The organism is Pseudomonas sp. EA_5y_Pfl2_R50, assembly GCF_963970475.1.
Classification (GTDB): Bacteria; Pseudomonadota; Gammaproteobacteria; order Pseudomonadales; family Pseudomonadaceae; genus Aquipseudomonas.
The window spans coordinates 115,714-131,074 of the sequence record NZ_CAXAPT010000003.1; the positions used below are offsets into that span (position 1 = coordinate 115,714).

The window sequence follows — 15,361 nt, forward strand, 5'->3', positions numbered from 1 at the left end:
GGGCCGCTCGCCCGACGCAGATACGTGAGGTAGTTGAGTTCATGTCCTTTACCCGTCGCCAAATCCTCGGTGGCCTGGCCGGTCTTGTTGTCGTTGGTCTCGGAGCGGGGGGCGCATCGCGCTACTGGCTGGGCAGGATGGCCGACGCTGACGCCGGCCACGACTACGAGCTGATCGCCGCGCCGCTGGACGTGGAGCTGGTGCCGGGCCACAAGACCGAAGCCTGGGCGTTCGGCCCGTCGGCACCGGGTACCGAACTGCGCGTGCGTCAAGGGGAATGGCTGCGGGTGCGCTTCATCAACCATCTGCCGGTGGCAACCACCATTCACTGGCACGGCATTCGTCTGCCGCTGGAAATGGACGGCGTGCCTTACGTCTCGCAACTGCCGGTGTTGCCGGGTGAATACTTCGACTACAAATTCCGCGTGCCGGACGCCGGCAGTTATTGGTATCACCCGCACGTCAGCAGCAGCGAAGAGCTGGGGCGCGGGCTGGTCGGGCCGCTGATTATCGAAGAGCGCGAGCCGACCGGTTTCGTGTACGAAAAGACATTGAGCCTGAAAAATTGGCACATCGATGACGTGGGCAATTTCGTCGAGTTCAGCATTGCGCGTGAAGCGGCGCGGGGCGGTACGGCAGGGCGACTGTCGACGATCAACGGCGTGCCATTGCCGGTGATTGAGTTGCCCGCCGGGCAGATCACACGGGTGCGTTTGCTTAACCTCGATAACACCCTGACCTACCGCATCAACATTCCCGGCGTCGAAGCAAAAATCTATGCGCTGGACGGCAACCCGGTCGAGCCGCGCCCGTTGGGCAAGGAATACTGGCTGGGTCCCGGCATGCGCATTTGCCTGGCGATCAAGGCACCGGCAGCCGGAGAAGAACTGTCGCTGCGTAACGGTCCGGTGCGGCTCGGCACCCTGCGTTCGGTGGCCAATGCCGACGCGCCGACCGACTGGCCGAAAGCGCTGCCGGCCAACCCGGTGGCTGAGCCGGACCTGGCGAATGCCGAGAAACTCAACTTCAATTTCGAATGGGTCGGTTCGGTGTCGGTCAACGTCGACAATGGCAAGCCGCCGAGCCTGTGGCAAATCAACGGCAAGGCCTGGGACATCACCGACAAGACCTGCGCCGACCGCCCGATTGCCAGTCTCAAGCTGGGCCAGAGCTATATTTTCGAATTGAAAAACATGACCCAGTACCAGCATCCGATTCACCTGCATGGCATGAGTTTCAAGGTGATTGCGTCGAACCGGCACAAGATCATTCCGTACTTCACCGACACTTATCTGCTGGGCAAGAACGAGCGCGCGCAAGTGGCGCTGGTGGCCGATAATCCGGGCGTGTGGATGTTCCATTGCCACGTGATCGACCACATGGAAACCGGCCTGATGGCCGCCATTGAGGTGAAGTGATGCGCCAGATTCGCCCCGCGGCGATCATCGACCGCAGCCGTGACCGCGATTTCATGCGCGAAGCCCTGACCCTCGCCGCACAAGGTGCCGCGCTGGGCGAAGTGCCTGTGGGCGCGGTGCTGGTGCAGGACGGTGAGATCATCGGTCGCGGCTTCAATTGCCCGATCAGCACCAGCGACCCGAGTGCCCACGCGGAAATGGTTGCGATCCGTGCAGCGGCACAGGCGCAGGACAACTATCGTCTGCCGGGCAGCACGCTGTATGTGACGCTTGAGCCGTGCAGCATGTGCGCCGGGCTGATCGTCCATTCGCGGGTGGCGCGGGTGGTGTATGGCGCGCTGGAGCCGAAGGCCGGGATTGTGCAGAGCCAGGGCCAGTTCTTCACTCAGGGCTTTCTCAACCATCGAGTGCTGTATGAAGGTGGGGTTTTGGCCGAAGAGTGTGGTGCGGTGTTGACCGAATTCTTCCGTGCTCGGCGAGCAAAAAGCCCCTCACCCTAACCCTCTCCCAGAGGGAGAGGGGACTGACCGGGTTGGATGGCCAAGGTCCGCCGACCTGTGTCATCGAGCCGAACTCAAGTTTTGAAAAGCCCAAAGATCGGCTCCCTCTCCCTGGGGAGAGGGCTGGGGTGAGGGGTAGGCCCACCGCGGTGATCGGGAAAATGCTTACTTTCTGGCGACAATCACTGCGCGCATCGGCGCCGGCAGGCCTTCGATGGTTTTGCTGTGGTCTTCGGGATCGAGGAAATCGCTCAGCGACTGGTACTTCATCCACTCGGTGCCACGTTGTTCCTCGACCGTCGTGGTGCTCACATCTACGCAACGAATGTCGGTGAACCCTGCGCGGCGCAGCCACAATTCCAGCGCCGGCACTGACGGCAGGAACCAGACGTTACGCATCTGCGCATAACGGTCTTCCGGCACCAGCACCTGATGCTTGTCGCCTTCGACCACCAATGTTTCCAGCACCAGTTCGCCGCCCTTGACCAGGCAATCCTTCAGCGCCAGCAGATGCTCGATGGGCGAGCGACGGTGGTAGAACACGCCCATCGAAAACACCGTGTCGAAGCCTTCCAGATTCGGCGGCAAGTCTTCGAACGGGAACGGCAGGTGCCAGGCATTGGGTTCTGACAAATAGCGCTGCACGGCCTGAAACTGGCAGAAGAACAGCCAGTTCGGGTCGACACCGATCACGCTATCGGCGCCCGCGCCGAGCATGCGCCACATGTAGTAACCGTTGCCGCAACCGACATCGAGGATGCGTTTGCCCTTCAAGTCCAGATGCGCAGAGACGCGCGACCATTTCCAGTCCGAACGCCATTCGGTGTCGACGTGCACGCCGAACAGATCAAACGGCCCCTTGCGCCACGGCGACAGGCCCATCAGCGCGGTACGCATCTGCGCACGAGTTTCCTCGTCGCAATCGGTGTCGAGTTTCAGGCCGTTGAGCAGATCGACTTCGCTCGGCTGGATCTTCGGCAAGGCGTCCAGCGCACTTTGCCAGCGCTCCAGGTCGCCGTGACCTTTCTCCATTTTTTTGTCGAGTTGCGCTTGCAGGGTGTTGGCCCAGTCGGCCAGCGGGGTGCCAGCCAGACGGCGGGCGAGGGAGGACAGATCAATCATGGCAAGGCAATCAACGAGGCAAAGTTAAGACACTGGAACCACGGCACGACTTTCGAGAACCCGGCGGCCAACAGGCGTTCGCGGTGTTCTTCGAGGCTGTCGGGCTTCATGACGTTTTCGATGGCGCTGCGTTTCTGGGCAATTTCCAGTTCGCTGTAGCCGTTGGCGCGTTTGAAGGCGACGTGCAGATCGGTGAGCAGCGCGTGTTCCTCGGCATCGTTGAAGCGCAGCTTTTCCGAAAGGATCAAAGCGCCGCCGGGCAGCAAGGACTGGCGGATGCGTGAGAGCAACGCGGTGCGCTGCTCCGGGGCGATGAATTGCAGGGTGAAGTTCAGCGCCACCACCGAGGCGGGTTTGAAGTCGAGCGCGAGGATATCGCCTTCGATCACTTCGACCGGCAGCAACTCCTGGAACATCGAATCCTGACCGTTGAGGTATTCGCGGCAGCGTTCGACCATCGCGGCGGAGTTATCCACCGCGATCACCCGGCAACCGTCGGTGCGCACATGGCGACGCAGGGCTTGAGTGACCGCGCCCAGCGACGAGCCGAGATCGTAGAGCACGCTGTTCGGTTGGGCGAACTGCGCAGCGAGCACGCCAAGGTTTTCGACGATGGTCGGGTAACCCGGCACCGAGCGCTTGATCATGTCCGGGAACACCCGCACCACGTCTTCGTTGAAGGCGAAATCGGGTACCTGGGCCAAAGGCTTGGCGAAAATGCGATCGGGTTCTTTGCTCACGGCGGTTCCGGCGGTGTCGGTGGAAAAGGCCGGCATTTTAGCCAAAGTGGCGCGGGGATGCTTGGGTTGTCTGATAAAGCGGCGCGACAGTGCTGGAATCATCGCGGTCAGGGAAATTGCTTTCGTCGTAACGCCGCCCGGAGCAGGCTCGCTCCCACAGGTATTCGCGGTATCCCTGTGGGAGCGAGCCTGCTCGCGAAGAAGTCAGCGCGGTTTCTGCGAGAAAGCGGACGCGGCGATGCCCCACTGGCCCAACCAGTAGCTGAGGATGATGACGTAAGGCGCGGCGTGGAATGGCGATACGAAGCGATCAATGCCGATCACGCTGTCCGAGAACACAAACGCCAGCGCACCGCCGGCCGCCAGCAATGCCGAGCGCTTGGGCACATCGGTGCCGAGCCGCGCAAGCGCGCGCCAGAGCATCGCACTGATAGCCGCGCCGTAGACAATCACCGGCACCAGCAATGGCCCCAGACCGCTGGCAATCAGCATCCCCAGCAGCACCGCACCCACCCCGAGGGCAACTATCAGCGGCACAACCGCAAGACGCTTGCAGTCACTCAAATAAGCCTTCAGATACGCCAGATGCGCGATCAGAAACGCGCCGAGGCCAAACACAAACAGATCCCCCGGCCACGCCAGCAACACATCACCGAGCAACGAGAAAATCAGACCAAGGCTGATCCAGCGGCGATAGTCGCTGGGCGGCGCATCGTGCAACCAGCCGAGCAAGGCCAGCACCGGGAGCGGTTTGACCAACAGGCACAGCAACGCCGCATGGGTGCTGACACCGTACAGAAACGTCACCGCGCCCATCAGCGCCAGAATCAGCCAGCCCACGATCAGTTCACCGAAATAGCGCAGTCAAAGGTTTCCACCGGCAGCACTTCCGGCGCCCACGGTTGTTGCGAGGTCAGACGCAGACGCCCGGTGCCGGGCGCGAAGGCCTGGAAACGCCAGGTCGAAATGCCGGCAGCACCGACCACACCGGCATCTTCAGGATTGCTGTAAACCTCGGGGCTGAGTGCGCGTAATACGCCGCCGGCGGAATCCTGAATCGCCCAGCGATAGCCGGTGGTCGGGTTGCTTGGCAGGGTGACGATGAGGTTTTGCCCGTTGTTCAGTTGCACGGGGCATTCGCTCTGTTTTTCCACGGTCACGTTCTGTTTCGGTTGCGTGGCGCAGGCGGCCAGCAGAGAAAGGGCGAGGGGGAGAAACAGGCGAGTGGGGGACATAAGGTCAGCGGCTCCGACGTTGGCGACGAACGGCGAGCATAACTGAAGATGAGACAAAGTGTGTCTCAAGGTTGCCGCTGATGATGACGGGGAACGGCTCAACCCGTGGTTGGCCGGCAGGCCGTTCGACCGCGGTATCGGTTAATCCCAGGCCAGATAAATGTCAAAGTCGGCTTTGATGTACAAGTTCGCTCCAGTGGTGGTTTTGGCGGTTATGGATAAGTCTCTGGAGACGTAGTGCCGATCATCAGTGACTTCAAGTACGAGGGTGGCTTCGACAATTTCCAGGCTCAAGCTCAGGTATTCATTAGACGCCCAGCGCATTTCATCGAATCTCAACAAGGTGATCGGACTTCCCGGGCTCGGATATTGATAGGTGCCGGAGGTGACGCCTTGTTTTAAATGAATTTCAAATGCGCGTGCGTCGCTGGTGATGTCGGTCAGTGATGAGAGGGTTCCGCTCCGGCTGGTAAAGTTGAGGTCCGGTATCAGAAAGAGGGTGTTATATCTCAGGGTGGAAGAATGATAGGGCGCTCGCACAATGGATGTTCCGCTAGGGTCGGAGAAAAACCTTGCATTGAACTCTCCCGTTATGTTTTGCAGCGTTGCCACGGACGCAGTGACGTTCATGGGGGCGTTCCGGGCAACGCCCAGTTGTTTTGCAGCGCTGTTGGCAAGGTGCAATACAACATCGAAGGTGGACTCGATTTTTAGACGCTCGCTATCTATCAGCACCTCAAATGAGAGGGTTCCGGAATAACGGCGTCCATCTTCCGTGATGTTCAGTTCAAGCTCGGCATGGGTGGGCTTGAAAGTCATCAAGTTGAAGCTGGTGCCAGTTCGTTGCATTTCACTGTAGGAAATGTTTTGAATGACCTCGTCTTCGGGATATGTATGGTGCCCGGAAACGATGTCCGATTTGAGGGTCATTCGAATCCCACGATGATCATTGGTTATCGATTGATGGATTGGGTGTGTACCGCAAGTGCTTTCAAAGTCGAGGAAACCGGCAACGTTGGCCAGTCTGTTTTGAATGCTTTGAGAGCGGTAGGGATACCGCGCTTCTCCCGAAGCGGTATCGCTGGTGAACGTGGCGCTGAATTCGCCGGAAAGATTCTGCTGGACGCTTGCGTTAATTGCGCTCGGATTTTCCATAGTGTGCTCGCAGGTCAAAAGCCAATTGAGCACGAAGTATCGGTAGGCGGGGGGATGGAAGGTACTGTCAGAGTTGACAGTTCTTTAGACTGATATGGGCTGCTGGTTTTGTTCCTGGAAACAAAACAGGCATAACCATCGCTGCGGATGTTGGCCCGCAGCGATGGAGGGTTGGGTCAGAACAGAACTTTCGCCACATCCGCAAAGCGCTTGGCGAAGTGCACCGTTATTCCTTCTTTCAGATAATCCGGCAATTCCTCGAAGTTGCCCCGGTTCGGCTCCGGCAGGATCAGTTCGAAGATCTTCTGCCGCCGCGCCGCAATCACCTTCTCGCGCACCCCGCCAATCGGCAGCACATGCCCGGTCAATGTCAGTTCGCCGGTCATCGCCACACCTTTCTTCGGCGGCTGGTTACGCGCCAGCGAGAGCAGGGCGCTGGCCATGGTCACGCCGGCACTCGGGCCGTCTTTCGGCGTTGCACCTTCCGGTACGTGCAGGTGGACGAAGGCTTCGTCGAAGAACTTCGCGTCACCGCCAAACTGTTTCAGGTGCGAGCTGACGTAGCTGTAGGCGATCTCGGCCGACTCTTTCATCACATCGCCCAGTTGCCCGGTGAGTTTGAACCCACGGTTGAGCGTATGAATCCGCGTGGCTTCTATCGGCAAAGTCGCGCCGCCCATGCTGGTCCACGCCAGACCGGTAATGACGCCGGTGCCGGACAGCACCTGTTCGTTGCGGAACACCGGATGGCCCAGCGAGGCTTCGAGGTCTTTTGGCCCGAGCTTGATCACCGCTTTCGGGTCATCGATCAGTTTCATGACCGCTTTGCGCACCAGTTTGCCCATCTGTTTTTCCAGCTGACGCACGCCGGCTTCGCGGGCGTAACCGTCGATCAGGGCTTTGAGCGCGCTGTCGTTGATGCTCAGGCTGCCCTTTGACACGCCGGCCTTTTCCAGCAGTTTCGGCCACAGGTGACGCTTGGCGATGGCGACTTTTTCTTCGGTGATGTAGCCCGACAGGCGAATCACTTCCATCCGGTCCAGCAATGGGCCGGGGATCGAATCCAGAGTGTTGGCGGTGCAGACGAACAGGACTTTCGACAAGTCCATGCGCAGGTCGAGGTAGTGGTCGAGGAATTCGACGTTCTGCTCCGGGTCGAGGGTTTCCAGCAACGCCGAGGCCGGGTCGCCCTGGTAGCTCTGGCCCATCTTGTCGATCTCATCGAGCATGATCACCGGGTTCATCACTTCGACGTCTTTCAACGCCTGCACCAGTTTGCCCGGCTGCGCGCCGATGTAGGTGCGACGATGGCCCTTGATTTCGGCTTCGTCGCGCATGCCGCCGAGGCTGAAGCGGTAGAACGGCCGGCCGAGGGACTCGGCGATGGATTTGCCGACGCTGGTTTTACCCACACCCGGCGGGCCGACCAGCAGCACGATGGAGCCGCTGATTTCGCCCTTGTAAGCACCGACGGCGAGGAACTCGAGGATGCGATCCTTGATGTCGTCGAGGCCGGCGTGGTGTTTGTCGAGGACTTTGCGGGCGTGCTTGAGGTCGAGCTTGTCTTCGCCATACACGCCCCACGGCACCGAGGTCGCCCAGTCGAGGTAGTTGCGGGTAACCGCGTACTCCGGCGAGCCGGTCTCGAGGATCGACAGTTTGTTCATTTCCTCTTCGAGACGTTTCTGCACCTGCGCCGGCAGGACTTTGCCTTCCAGGCGTTGTTCGAACTGTTCGAGGTCGGCGCTGCGGTCGTCCTTGGTCAGGCCAAGCTCTTGCTGGATGACCTTGAGTTGTTCCTTGAGGAAGAACTCTCGCTGATGCTCGCCGATCTTGCGGTTAACTTCCGCCGAGATCTCTTTTTGCAGGCGTGCGACTTCGACTTCCTTGCGCAGCATCGGCAGGACTTTTTCCATGCGCTTGAGCATTGGCACGCAGTCGAGCACTTCTTGCAGCTCGGGGCCGGTGGCGGAAGTCAGGGCGGCGGCGAAGTCGGTCAGCGGCGACGGGTCGTTGGGGCTGAAGCGATTGAGGTAGTTCTTCAGTTCTTCGCTGTACAGCGGGTTGAGCGGCAGCAGTTCCTTGATCGCGTTGATCAGCGCCATGCCGTAGGCCTTGACCTCGTCGGTCGGCTCGGTTGGCTGGTGCGGGTATTCGACTTCGACCAGATACGGTGGGCGATGGTGTTTGAGCCAGGTTTTGATGCGCACGCGGCTCAGGCCTTGGGCGACGAACTGCAGTTTGCCGTTCTCGCGGCTGGCGTGGTGGACTTTGACCAGCGTGCCGTATTCGGGGAGGGCGCCGGTGTTGAAGTGGCGCGGGTCTTCCTGGGGCGTGTCCATGAAGAACAGGGCCAGGGAGTGGTGGTCGGATTTGCTGACCAGGTCGAGGGTTTCGGCCCAGGGTTCTTCATTGACGATGACCGGCAGGACTTGTGCCGGGAAGAACGGGCGGTTGTGGATCGGGATGATGTAGACCTTCTCCGGCAGGTTTTGGCCTGGGAGGGCGAGGCCTTTGCCGGAGGAGGTGTGTTCGATGTGTTCGGCTTCGCTGTAGTCGTCTGGGTTTTCCGGGAATTCTTGCTGGTCGCTCATGGGGCACCTGCGCAATGGAGTATGGGTCTTAGATGGGGCAGGGCTTGGGTGGTTTCAATGGGCGGGGGTGTTTCTGCTTGTGTTCAGGGTTTTGACAGGGTTTCTTTGGACTTGGCGGCCTTTGGGCCGACCATGTTGTGGTTGTTGGGTGTGTATATCCGTTTTTTCGGTGATGGCGGCTTAGGGTTCCGCCCTTACGGCGGGTCACTTTTTCCAGACGCCGAAAAAGTAACCAAAAAGGCTTGCTCCTACGTGCGGCCCGCTCGCTAAAGCTCGGGGTTCCTTCGCTCCGGGATCAATCCGGGCGCAGCGCCTACGGTTTGCTTCGCTGCACCTCCTCTCGCTGTGTTTGGCTTCGCCAAACGGTCGCTACGCTCCCACCCCCGGATCAATCCCGGAACGAAGCCTTCCGACGTCGCCCATGGATCAAGATCAAGAGCAGGCGAGCTGACACTCGGCCTATTGAGTGGTGAAGAGCGGGTGTTCGGCTTTGGTTCGGTGTTGGATTATCCCCTTACCTCAACCCTCTCCCTCCGGGAGAGGGTTAGGGTTAGGGTGAGGGGCTTTTGATCTGTTTCGGAATCTGAGTTCAACTCGGTCTTTCACGTCGGCGTAGCTCACTCAAACACCTCGGTCAGTCCCCTCTCCCTTTGGGAGAGGGTTAGGGTGAGGGCTTTTAGCTGTGTGGCGGAAGTTGGGGGATTTCGTGGTTATCCAGCACGCGGTTCACGGCCAGTTCGGCGAGCATGATGATTTGCTGGATCGCCAGAATCGTGCGTCGCTGCGGCAGTTCGATGTAGGCGGCGATGTCGCTGGTCATGAGGCTGGCCTGTGCCAGGGATTCGCAGGCGTGCACCAGCAGGCTTTCGCTGTCCTGATCGGGGGCGATCTGGAACATGGTGCTGGGTTTGTGGAAGCGCAGGGTCAGGGCGTTGGGTTTGAGGTAGTGGTCGAGGGCGCGTTCGGCGGCGTCGTGGAATTTCTTCGAATCGGGGGATTGGTAGGGCGAGGTGTCGTTGGTTTCTGGTGGGTTGGGTGTGGGCTTTTTCATGGTGAAACTCCGAATGATAAGTGGGGCTGTCACTCTCAATCACCGCGACGCGACAGAGGGTGGCAGCTGTACGCGGGTTCGCGGACCGAGCCATTCGGCAATCTCGGCATACCCGAAGGTATCCCGCGCACAGCCACCATCAAACCAAACGAGAAGCGCTGGGCGCTCCAGTTTGGGCTGGCGATTATGCATCAAATCGAATGAACTGCTCGGGCCGCGACGCCCGTTCGCTGAATTTGCAGCGACCCTCAGAGCCTATCCACCCCACTTCCGAGGCACAACCGACGCGACTTGTCGGAAAACTCCGTTCAATCACCAGCGTCTGTAGGACGAGCACATTTCCCACAACCCAACACATTCCCACCCCGGTTTGTGGCGCAACAAAAAAGGCGATGTCCCTCACGAGACATCGCCTTTGTTTTACCGCCGCTAAAGCTTATTCCGGCAGTTTGTAAGCAATGATGTAGTCGCCCATTTTGGTGCCCAGCGAGCCGTGACCACCGACAACCAGCAGCACGTATTGCTTGCCGTCCTTGCCGGTGTAGGTCATCGGAGTCGCTTGACCACCTGCTGGCAGACGCGATTTCCACAGCTCTTTACCGCTGTTGACGTCGTAGGCGCGCAGGTACTGGTCGAGGGTGCCGCTGAGGAAGCCGACGCCGCCGGCCGTGACCATGGAGCCGCCCATGCTTGGCACGCCCAGGGTGAAGCCGATCGGGATTGGCGAGCTGTCGCGGCTGGTGCCGTTTTTGTGTTTCCACACGACCTTGCCGGTGGTCAGGTCGATACCGGCAACGTAGCCCCAGGCCGGGGCCTGACACGGTACGCCGAGTGGCGACATGAACGGGTGCATGATCACGGCGTATGGCGCGCCGGTGTTCGGTTGCACGCCAGCGGTCTCGCTTTCGCGTTTGCTGTCGGCTGCTACTTCAGCACGTGGCACCATTTTCGAAACGAAGGCCATGTAGTTCGGGCTGGTGAACAGCATCTGGCGAACCGGATCGACCGAAACGCCGCCCCAGTTGAACACGCCAACGTTACCCGGATAGATCAGGCTGCCCTGTTCCGACGGCGGGGTGTACTGGCCTTCATAACGCAGTTCCTTGAACTGGATGCGGCACAGCATCTGGTCGAACGGGCTCGCGCCCCACATGGCTTTTTCGGTCAGTTCCGGGGCCAGCAGGTTGAGGTCCGAACGGGCCTGGGTCGGTGCGGTGAAGTCGCCTTTCACGGCGCCTTGCGGAACCGGGATTTCGCGGATCGGGATGATCGGCGTGCCGTCACGACGGTCGAGGACGTACAGGCTGCCCTGTTTGGTCGGGGCGATCAGCGCAGGTTTCACGCCGTCGGCGGTTTTCATGTCGAGCAGGGTTGGCTGGCTGCCAACGTCCATGTCCCACAGGTCGTGGTGGGTGAACTGGTAGTTCCAGCGCACTTTACCGGTGGCCAGGTCCAGGGCTACAACGCCGGCGCTGAATTTCTCGGCGCCCGGGGTGCGATCAGCGCCCCACTGGTCTGGAGTCTGGTTGCCCAGTGGCAGGTAAACCATGCCGAGTTTTTCGTCGACACTGGCCAGCGACCACATGTTTGCCGAGTTGCGGCTGTAGGTTTCGCCTGGTGCCAAAGGCTCGGTGGCGTCTGGCTTGTCGCTGTCCCAGTTCCACACGAGGTGGCCGTCGCGCACGTCGAAGGCGCGGATCACGCCCGATGGCTCGTTGGTCGATTCGTTGTCGGTGACGTGACCGCCCATGATCACCAGATCACGGGTAATCGCGGCTGGCGAGGTGGAGTAGTAGCCGCCAGCGGTGAACGGGCCGATGCCTTGGGTCAAGTCGACCACGCCGTTGTTGCCGAAGCCTTCGCAGATCTTGCCGGTGTCGGCGTTCAGGGCGATCAGGCGAGCATCAGCGGTGGGCAGGTACAGACGACGCGGGCAGGCTTGAGCAACGGCTTTGCCAGCTTCAGAAATCACAGCGGAGGCGGGGTTTTCAGACTTGGCGTAATTGGCTTCGTCGTAGTACGACACGCCACGGCAGGTCATGTGGGCGAAGCCTTTGAAGCCGACCGGGCTTTTGATCTGCGGGTCGAAGCGCCACAGTTCTTTACCGGTGTCCGGGTCCAGAGCCAGCACTTTGCTGTGCGCGGTGCAGGCGTAGATCATGCCATTGGCTTTGAGCGGGGTGTTTTCGTTGGTCAGCTCCACCGGGTCATCCGCGGTCGGCAGGTCGCCGGTCTGGATGCGCCAGGCTTCTTGCAGCTTGCCGACGTTGGCCGGGGTGATCTGCTTGAGCGGCGAGTAACGGTCACCGAACTCGCTGCGGCCATAAGCCTGCCAGTCGCCTTCAGGCATGTCGGGTGCGGTGCTGGTCATGTCCGCGGTGTCGCGGCCCAGTTCGCCGAAGGTTTCGCCCGGGTGGGTAAACAGGCTGGCCAGAGCGGTGAGGCCGGCCAGCACGACAGCAACGGTCAAACCGCCCGTGCCCATTGGCGCCGGGCCATTGAGCAGCAGCGGACGACGGAACCACGGCAGCAACATCACGAAGCCGAGGACAAACCACAGGGCCAGACGTGGCACCAGTTGCCACCAGTCCAGACCCACTTCCCACAGCGCCCAGACGGTGCTGGCGAACAGCACGATGGCGTAAAGGCCCAGCGCTGCACGGCGGCGCATCAGCAGCAGAATGCCGCTCAGCGCAATGCCGATACCGGCCAGCAGGTAGTACAGCGAGCCGCCGAGCATGCTCAGCTTGACCCCACCGGCCAACATGGCCAGGCCCATCAGTAGAAGCAGAATGCCGAGCAGACTCGGTAACAGACGGCCCCGACTCGAAGCACTTTCGGTGCTCATAGTGTGATTCTCCGTGACGTTTTATGTAGTCCCACGCTGTAGTCACTGTAGATGACGATTTGGCGTGGGCATGGTTCAGATAAAAACTTGTCTAGCTAACGAATTTCATAAATCCCCATTGTGGGAGCGGGATTTGCGTAAACCTTTAGAACGAGGACTGGATCTTGATCCCGCCGATCAGGGCGTCGTCGACGTTGTTCACGCCACCGGGGTGGCGGATGTATTGCAGGTTCGGGCGCACGGTCAGCCAGTGGGTCACGTGCACGCCGTAATACAGTTCGGCGCTGTATTCGGTGTCTTGCGGCGGCAGGAACGACGGATCGTCATAGTCGTAGACGGCGTTGGCCTGATTCGTTGCTTCGGCGTTTTTGCGGTAGGCCGGGTTCACGTGCACGCGGGCGAGGGCGAAACCGATGTCGTCCTTGGTGCGGGCATCGAACGGGCCTTTGTAGGTGATGCCGGCCTGCACGTAGTTGTCGATGGCGTTGGTTTTCTTGTCGTGCATCGTGCCGTTGGCGAACACGCTCAGGCCGCGACTGTTGTCGCTGGCGACGCTGGTGATTTGCTGCTGAATACCCAGCCACACACCGTGCTTGCTCGACGCGCTACGGTAGGCTTCGCCGCTGAGGGCCGCCGGTTGGCCGTTCTGATCTTTATATGCATCGGTGGCTTTGGCGTTGCTGTAGTAGTAACCGGCGCGGTATTCGCCCGGCAGGCCGTTGAGCTTCGGTGTCCACACCAGTTCGATCGGCAGGATCGCGCCCTGGGTGCCACTGCCGCTGAGTTTGAAGCCGTTGCCGCGATCAAGGTTCGACGGGTTCTGCTCGTAGGCGCCGACTTGCGCGTACAGCTCCGGGGTCAGGTGATATTTGACGCGCATTGCCCATTGGCTGACCGGCCAGTTGTACCAGATGCCGCCGACCCAGTTGCCGACCTGCGAGCCGCAGAACGCGAGGTTCTGGAAGTCGCACGGGAAGCTGTTGAAGTCTTCGCCTTCGCCGAAACGGCCGACCTTGATGTCGAGTTTCTGATCGAAGAATTTCTGCTGGTACCACATCTGCGTCAGGCGCGTGGTCTGGCCACGGCCCCAGACTTCCTGGGCCGACGTGAAGCCGCCGACACGCGGATCGTTGATGCGGTCGTTGCTGATGTTGTTGCCGCTGCGCTTGGTGATGGTCAGTTGAAACTCGGCGTCGTCCCAACCGAGGATTTTCTGCAGGTCCAAGTGCGTGCCCAGGCCGAACTGGTCGCTGTAACGCGCGGTGCGGTCGTGGTCATAGCCGCCGTGCAGGTTGCTGCCCATTTCACCGGTGTAGTCGAGTTTGAAGTCGTAGCCTTTTTCCGAGAGTTCTGTACGCGTGCCGTTCCAGTCACCGAGCATGTACGGTGATTCACTGTCGAACGCGGACGCCGCTTGGGCGCAAGTGGCGAGGCCCAGGGCGGTGCAGCCGGCAAAGGTGCGCAGGGCTGAGATAGCGCTGTCTCGGGAGAAGGAAAAATCGGGCATGGATAAGTCTTTTTTTGGTGTTTTCGGGGGTGCGGGCTGAGTGCTTCAATAGGTCGCAGGCAGTGAAGCGATTCAGCGGAAGGGCGGCAGGATAATGATCTGTTACAAAAAGACAAAGTCCTTTTGTGAACATGCAGCGTTTCGGATTCGGTAACAGTGCGTCAAACGGGCGCATTGTGAGTCTGGCGGTTGCCTGCGATCTTCTCGGGTTGGCCTACATTTGAAGCAAGGCCTTCCACCTGAACAGCCCCTCGGCTAAGGTGCGCGGCTTCTGTATTTTCACTTCGCCCAAAGGCCAGGCATGAACGACCACACCCCCGATCCACTGCACGGCGTCACCCTCGAACAGATCCTCAATGCCCTGGTCACTCATTACGAATGGTCGGGGCTGGCCGAGCGCATCGATATCCGCTGCTTCAAGAGCGATCCGAGCATCAAGTCGAGCCTGACGTTTTTGCGCAAAACCCCGTGGGCGCGGGAGAAAGTCGAGCGTCTGTACGTGAAGTTGATGCGCACCAAGCGACCGCTTTGAGATGGACGCCGTATTACGGCGACGCCTGATTACCTGCGCTGCGGTATTGGGCTGGGCGGGGTTGGCGATTCAGCTTTATCTGATTTTCTTCGCACGCTTGAGCGTCGGCGCCAGCCTGTTGGGCGGGCTGGTGAGCTTCTTCAGTTACTTCACGATATTGACCAACACGCTGCTGGCGACGGTGCTGACCTGTGCCGCGACTGACCGCGAATCTGCTGCCCGCCGCTGGTTTCTACAGCCGTCGGTCAGTAGCGCAATTGCCGTGAGCATTGCCGTGGTCGCCCTGGCCTACAGCCTTTTGTTGCGGCATTTGTGGCATCCGCAAGGTTGGCAGTTTGTCGCCGATGAGTTGCTGCACGACGTGATGCCGCTGCTGTTTCTGGGTTATTGGTGGTGGTGCGTGCCGAAAGGCACATTGCGCCTGTGGCATCTGCCGCTGTGGCTGATATATCCGCTGGTGTATTTCATCTATGCGCTGCTGCGCGGCCATTTGCTCGGTGCGTATGCGTACCCGTTCATTGATGTGTCGGTGTTGGGTTATCCACAGGTGCTGATCAATGCCGGGGGGATTTTGCTGGGGTTTGTGCTGATCGGGTTGCTGATCATCGGCCTCGACCGCTGGCGGTCCCTGTAGGAGCGAGCAGGCTCACTCCTACAAG

At 60.1% G+C, this 15,361-nt stretch carries 13 protein-coding genes; 4 read left to right on the plus strand and 9 right to left on the minus strand.

Features of this window, described 5'->3' with window-relative positions; translation table 11 throughout:
- Positions 1 to 41 precede the first annotated feature (41 nt).
- Both AACY19_RS06505 and tadA read left to right on the plus strand, forming a co-directional pair.
- Positions 42 to 1,418 carry a multicopper oxidase family protein gene (locus AACY19_RS06505; RefSeq protein WP_339449094.1) on the plus strand — a complete coding sequence of 459 codons (1,377 nt, stop codon included), beginning with the start codon at positions 42 to 44 and terminating at the stop codon, positions 1,416 to 1,418.
- Complete coding sequence (gene tadA, locus AACY19_RS06510) at positions 1,418 to 1,918, plus strand: tRNA adenosine(34) deaminase TadA (protein ID WP_339449095.1); 501 nt, start codon at positions 1,418 to 1,420, stop codon at positions 1,916 to 1,918. Before AACY19_RS06505 ends, tadA begins: the two co-directional genes overlap by 1 nt.
- 165 nt (positions 1,919 to 2,083) lie before the next feature.
- Here tadA and cmoB read toward each other — a convergent pair whose 3' ends face one another.
- The 9 genes from cmoB to AACY19_RS06555 form a co-directional block, all read right to left on the minus strand.
- Positions 2,084 to 3,040 (minus strand): tRNA 5-methoxyuridine(34)/uridine 5-oxyacetic acid(34) synthase CmoB, encoded by a 957-nt coding sequence (gene cmoB / locus AACY19_RS06515; protein ID WP_339449096.1) that lies wholly within the window; start codon positions 3,038 to 3,040, stop codon positions 2,084 to 2,086.
- On the minus strand, positions 3,037 to 3,816 hold the full coding sequence (gene cmoA / locus AACY19_RS06520) for a carboxy-S-adenosyl-L-methionine synthase CmoA (RefSeq protein WP_339449097.1): 780 nt from the start codon (positions 3,814 to 3,816) through the stop codon (positions 3,037 to 3,039). Before cmoA ends, cmoB begins: the two co-directional genes overlap by 4 nt.
- A 168-nt stretch (positions 3,817 to 3,984) precedes the next feature.
- Positions 3,985 to 4,620: a lysoplasmalogenase gene (locus AACY19_RS06525; RefSeq protein WP_339449099.1), complete on the minus strand. Its 636-nt coding sequence runs from the start codon at positions 4,618 to 4,620 to the stop codon at positions 3,985 to 3,987.
- A 2-nt stretch (positions 4,621 to 4,622) separates the two neighbouring features.
- Positions 4,623 to 5,015 (minus strand): protease inhibitor I42 family protein, encoded by a 393-nt coding sequence (locus AACY19_RS06530; RefSeq protein WP_339449101.1) that lies wholly within the window; start codon positions 5,013 to 5,015, stop codon positions 4,623 to 4,625.
- Positions 5,016 to 5,156: 141 nt separating this feature from the next.
- The gene (locus AACY19_RS06535; RefSeq protein WP_339449103.1) at positions 5,157 to 6,170 is read right to left on the minus strand and encodes a hypothetical protein; all 1,014 of its coding nucleotides are present in this window, start codon (positions 6,168 to 6,170) and stop codon (positions 5,157 to 5,159) included.
- A 176-nt stretch (positions 6,171 to 6,346) separates the two neighbouring features.
- Entirely contained in the window at positions 6,347 to 8,764 is a 2,418-nt protein-coding gene (lon, locus tag AACY19_RS06540) for an endopeptidase La (protein WP_339449105.1), read from the minus strand.
- Between the two features lie 676 nt (positions 8,765 to 9,440).
- Positions 9,441 to 9,815: a DUF6124 family protein gene (locus tag AACY19_RS06545; protein ID WP_339449107.1), complete on the minus strand. Its 375-nt coding sequence runs from the start codon at positions 9,813 to 9,815 to the stop codon at positions 9,441 to 9,443.
- A gap of 436 nt (positions 9,816 to 10,251) precedes the next feature.
- Positions 10,252 to 12,663: a glucose/quinate/shikimate family membrane-bound PQQ-dependent dehydrogenase gene (locus AACY19_RS06550; RefSeq protein ID WP_339449109.1), complete on the minus strand. Its 2,412-nt coding sequence runs from the start codon at positions 12,661 to 12,663 to the stop codon at positions 10,252 to 10,254.
- A 145-nt stretch (positions 12,664 to 12,808) separates the two neighbouring features.
- On the minus strand, positions 12,809 to 14,170 hold the full coding sequence (locus tag AACY19_RS06555) for a carbohydrate porin (protein WP_339449111.1): 1,362 nt from the start codon (positions 14,168 to 14,170) through the stop codon (positions 12,809 to 12,811).
- Positions 14,171 to 14,471: 301 nt separating this feature from the next.
- On the opposite strand from AACY19_RS06555, the gene AACY19_RS06560 reads away from it, so the two are divergent.
- On the plus strand, positions 14,472 to 14,702 hold the full coding sequence (locus AACY19_RS06560; protein ID WP_186623668.1) for a VF530 family protein: 231 nt from the start codon (positions 14,472 to 14,474) through the stop codon (positions 14,700 to 14,702).
- A gap of 1 nt (position 14,703) precedes the next feature.
- Complete coding sequence (locus tag AACY19_RS06565) at positions 14,704 to 15,336, plus strand: Pr6Pr family membrane protein (RefSeq protein ID WP_339449121.1); 633 nt, start codon at positions 14,704 to 14,706, stop codon at positions 15,334 to 15,336.
- The last annotated feature ends 25 nt before the right edge of the window (positions 15,337 to 15,361 follow it).

What these genes read in the sequence shown, in the direction of transcription:
- tadA (WP_339449095.1), top strand. Translation starts at nt 1,418, where the DNA reads ATGCGCCAGATTCGCCCCGCGGCGATCATCGACCGCAGCCGTGACCGC.
- AACY19_RS06535 (WP_339449103.1), bottom strand. Translation starts at nt 6,170, where the DNA reads ATGGAAAATCCGAGCGCAATTAACGCAAGCGTCCAGCAGAATCTTTCC.
- AACY19_RS06565 (WP_339449121.1), top strand. Translation starts at nt 14,704, where the DNA reads ATGGACGCCGTATTACGGCGACGCCTGATTACCTGCGCTGCGGTATTG.
- AACY19_RS06545 (WP_339449107.1), bottom strand. Translation starts at nt 9,815, where the DNA reads ATGAAAAAGCCCACACCCAACCCACCAGAAACCAACGACACCTCGCCC.
- AACY19_RS06505 (WP_339449094.1), top strand. Translation starts at nt 42, where the DNA reads ATGTCCTTTACCCGTCGCCAAATCCTCGGTGGCCTGGCCGGTCTTGTT.
- lon (WP_339449105.1), bottom strand. Translation starts at nt 8,764, where the DNA reads ATGAGCGACCAGCAAGAATTCCCGGAAAACCCAGACGACTACAGCGAA.
- AACY19_RS06550 (WP_339449109.1), bottom strand. Translation starts at nt 12,663, where the DNA reads ATGAGCACCGAAAGTGCTTCGAGTCGGGGCCGTCTGTTACCGAGTCTG.
- AACY19_RS06560 (WP_186623668.1), top strand. Translation starts at nt 14,472, where the DNA reads ATGAACGACCACACCCCCGATCCACTGCACGGCGTCACCCTCGAACAG.
- cmoB (WP_339449096.1), bottom strand. Translation starts at nt 3,040, where the DNA reads ATGATTGATCTGTCCTCCCTCGCCCGCCGTCTGGCTGGCACCCCGCTG.
- AACY19_RS06530 (WP_339449101.1), bottom strand. Translation starts at nt 5,015, where the DNA reads ATGTCCCCCACTCGCCTGTTTCTCCCCCTCGCCCTTTCTCTGCTGGCC.
- AACY19_RS06555 (WP_339449111.1), bottom strand. Translation starts at nt 14,170, where the DNA reads ATGCCCGATTTTTCCTTCTCCCGAGACAGCGCTATCTCAGCCCTGCGC.
- cmoA (WP_339449097.1), bottom strand. Translation starts at nt 3,816, where the DNA reads ATGCCGGCCTTTTCCACCGACACCGCCGGAACCGCCGTGAGCAAAGAA.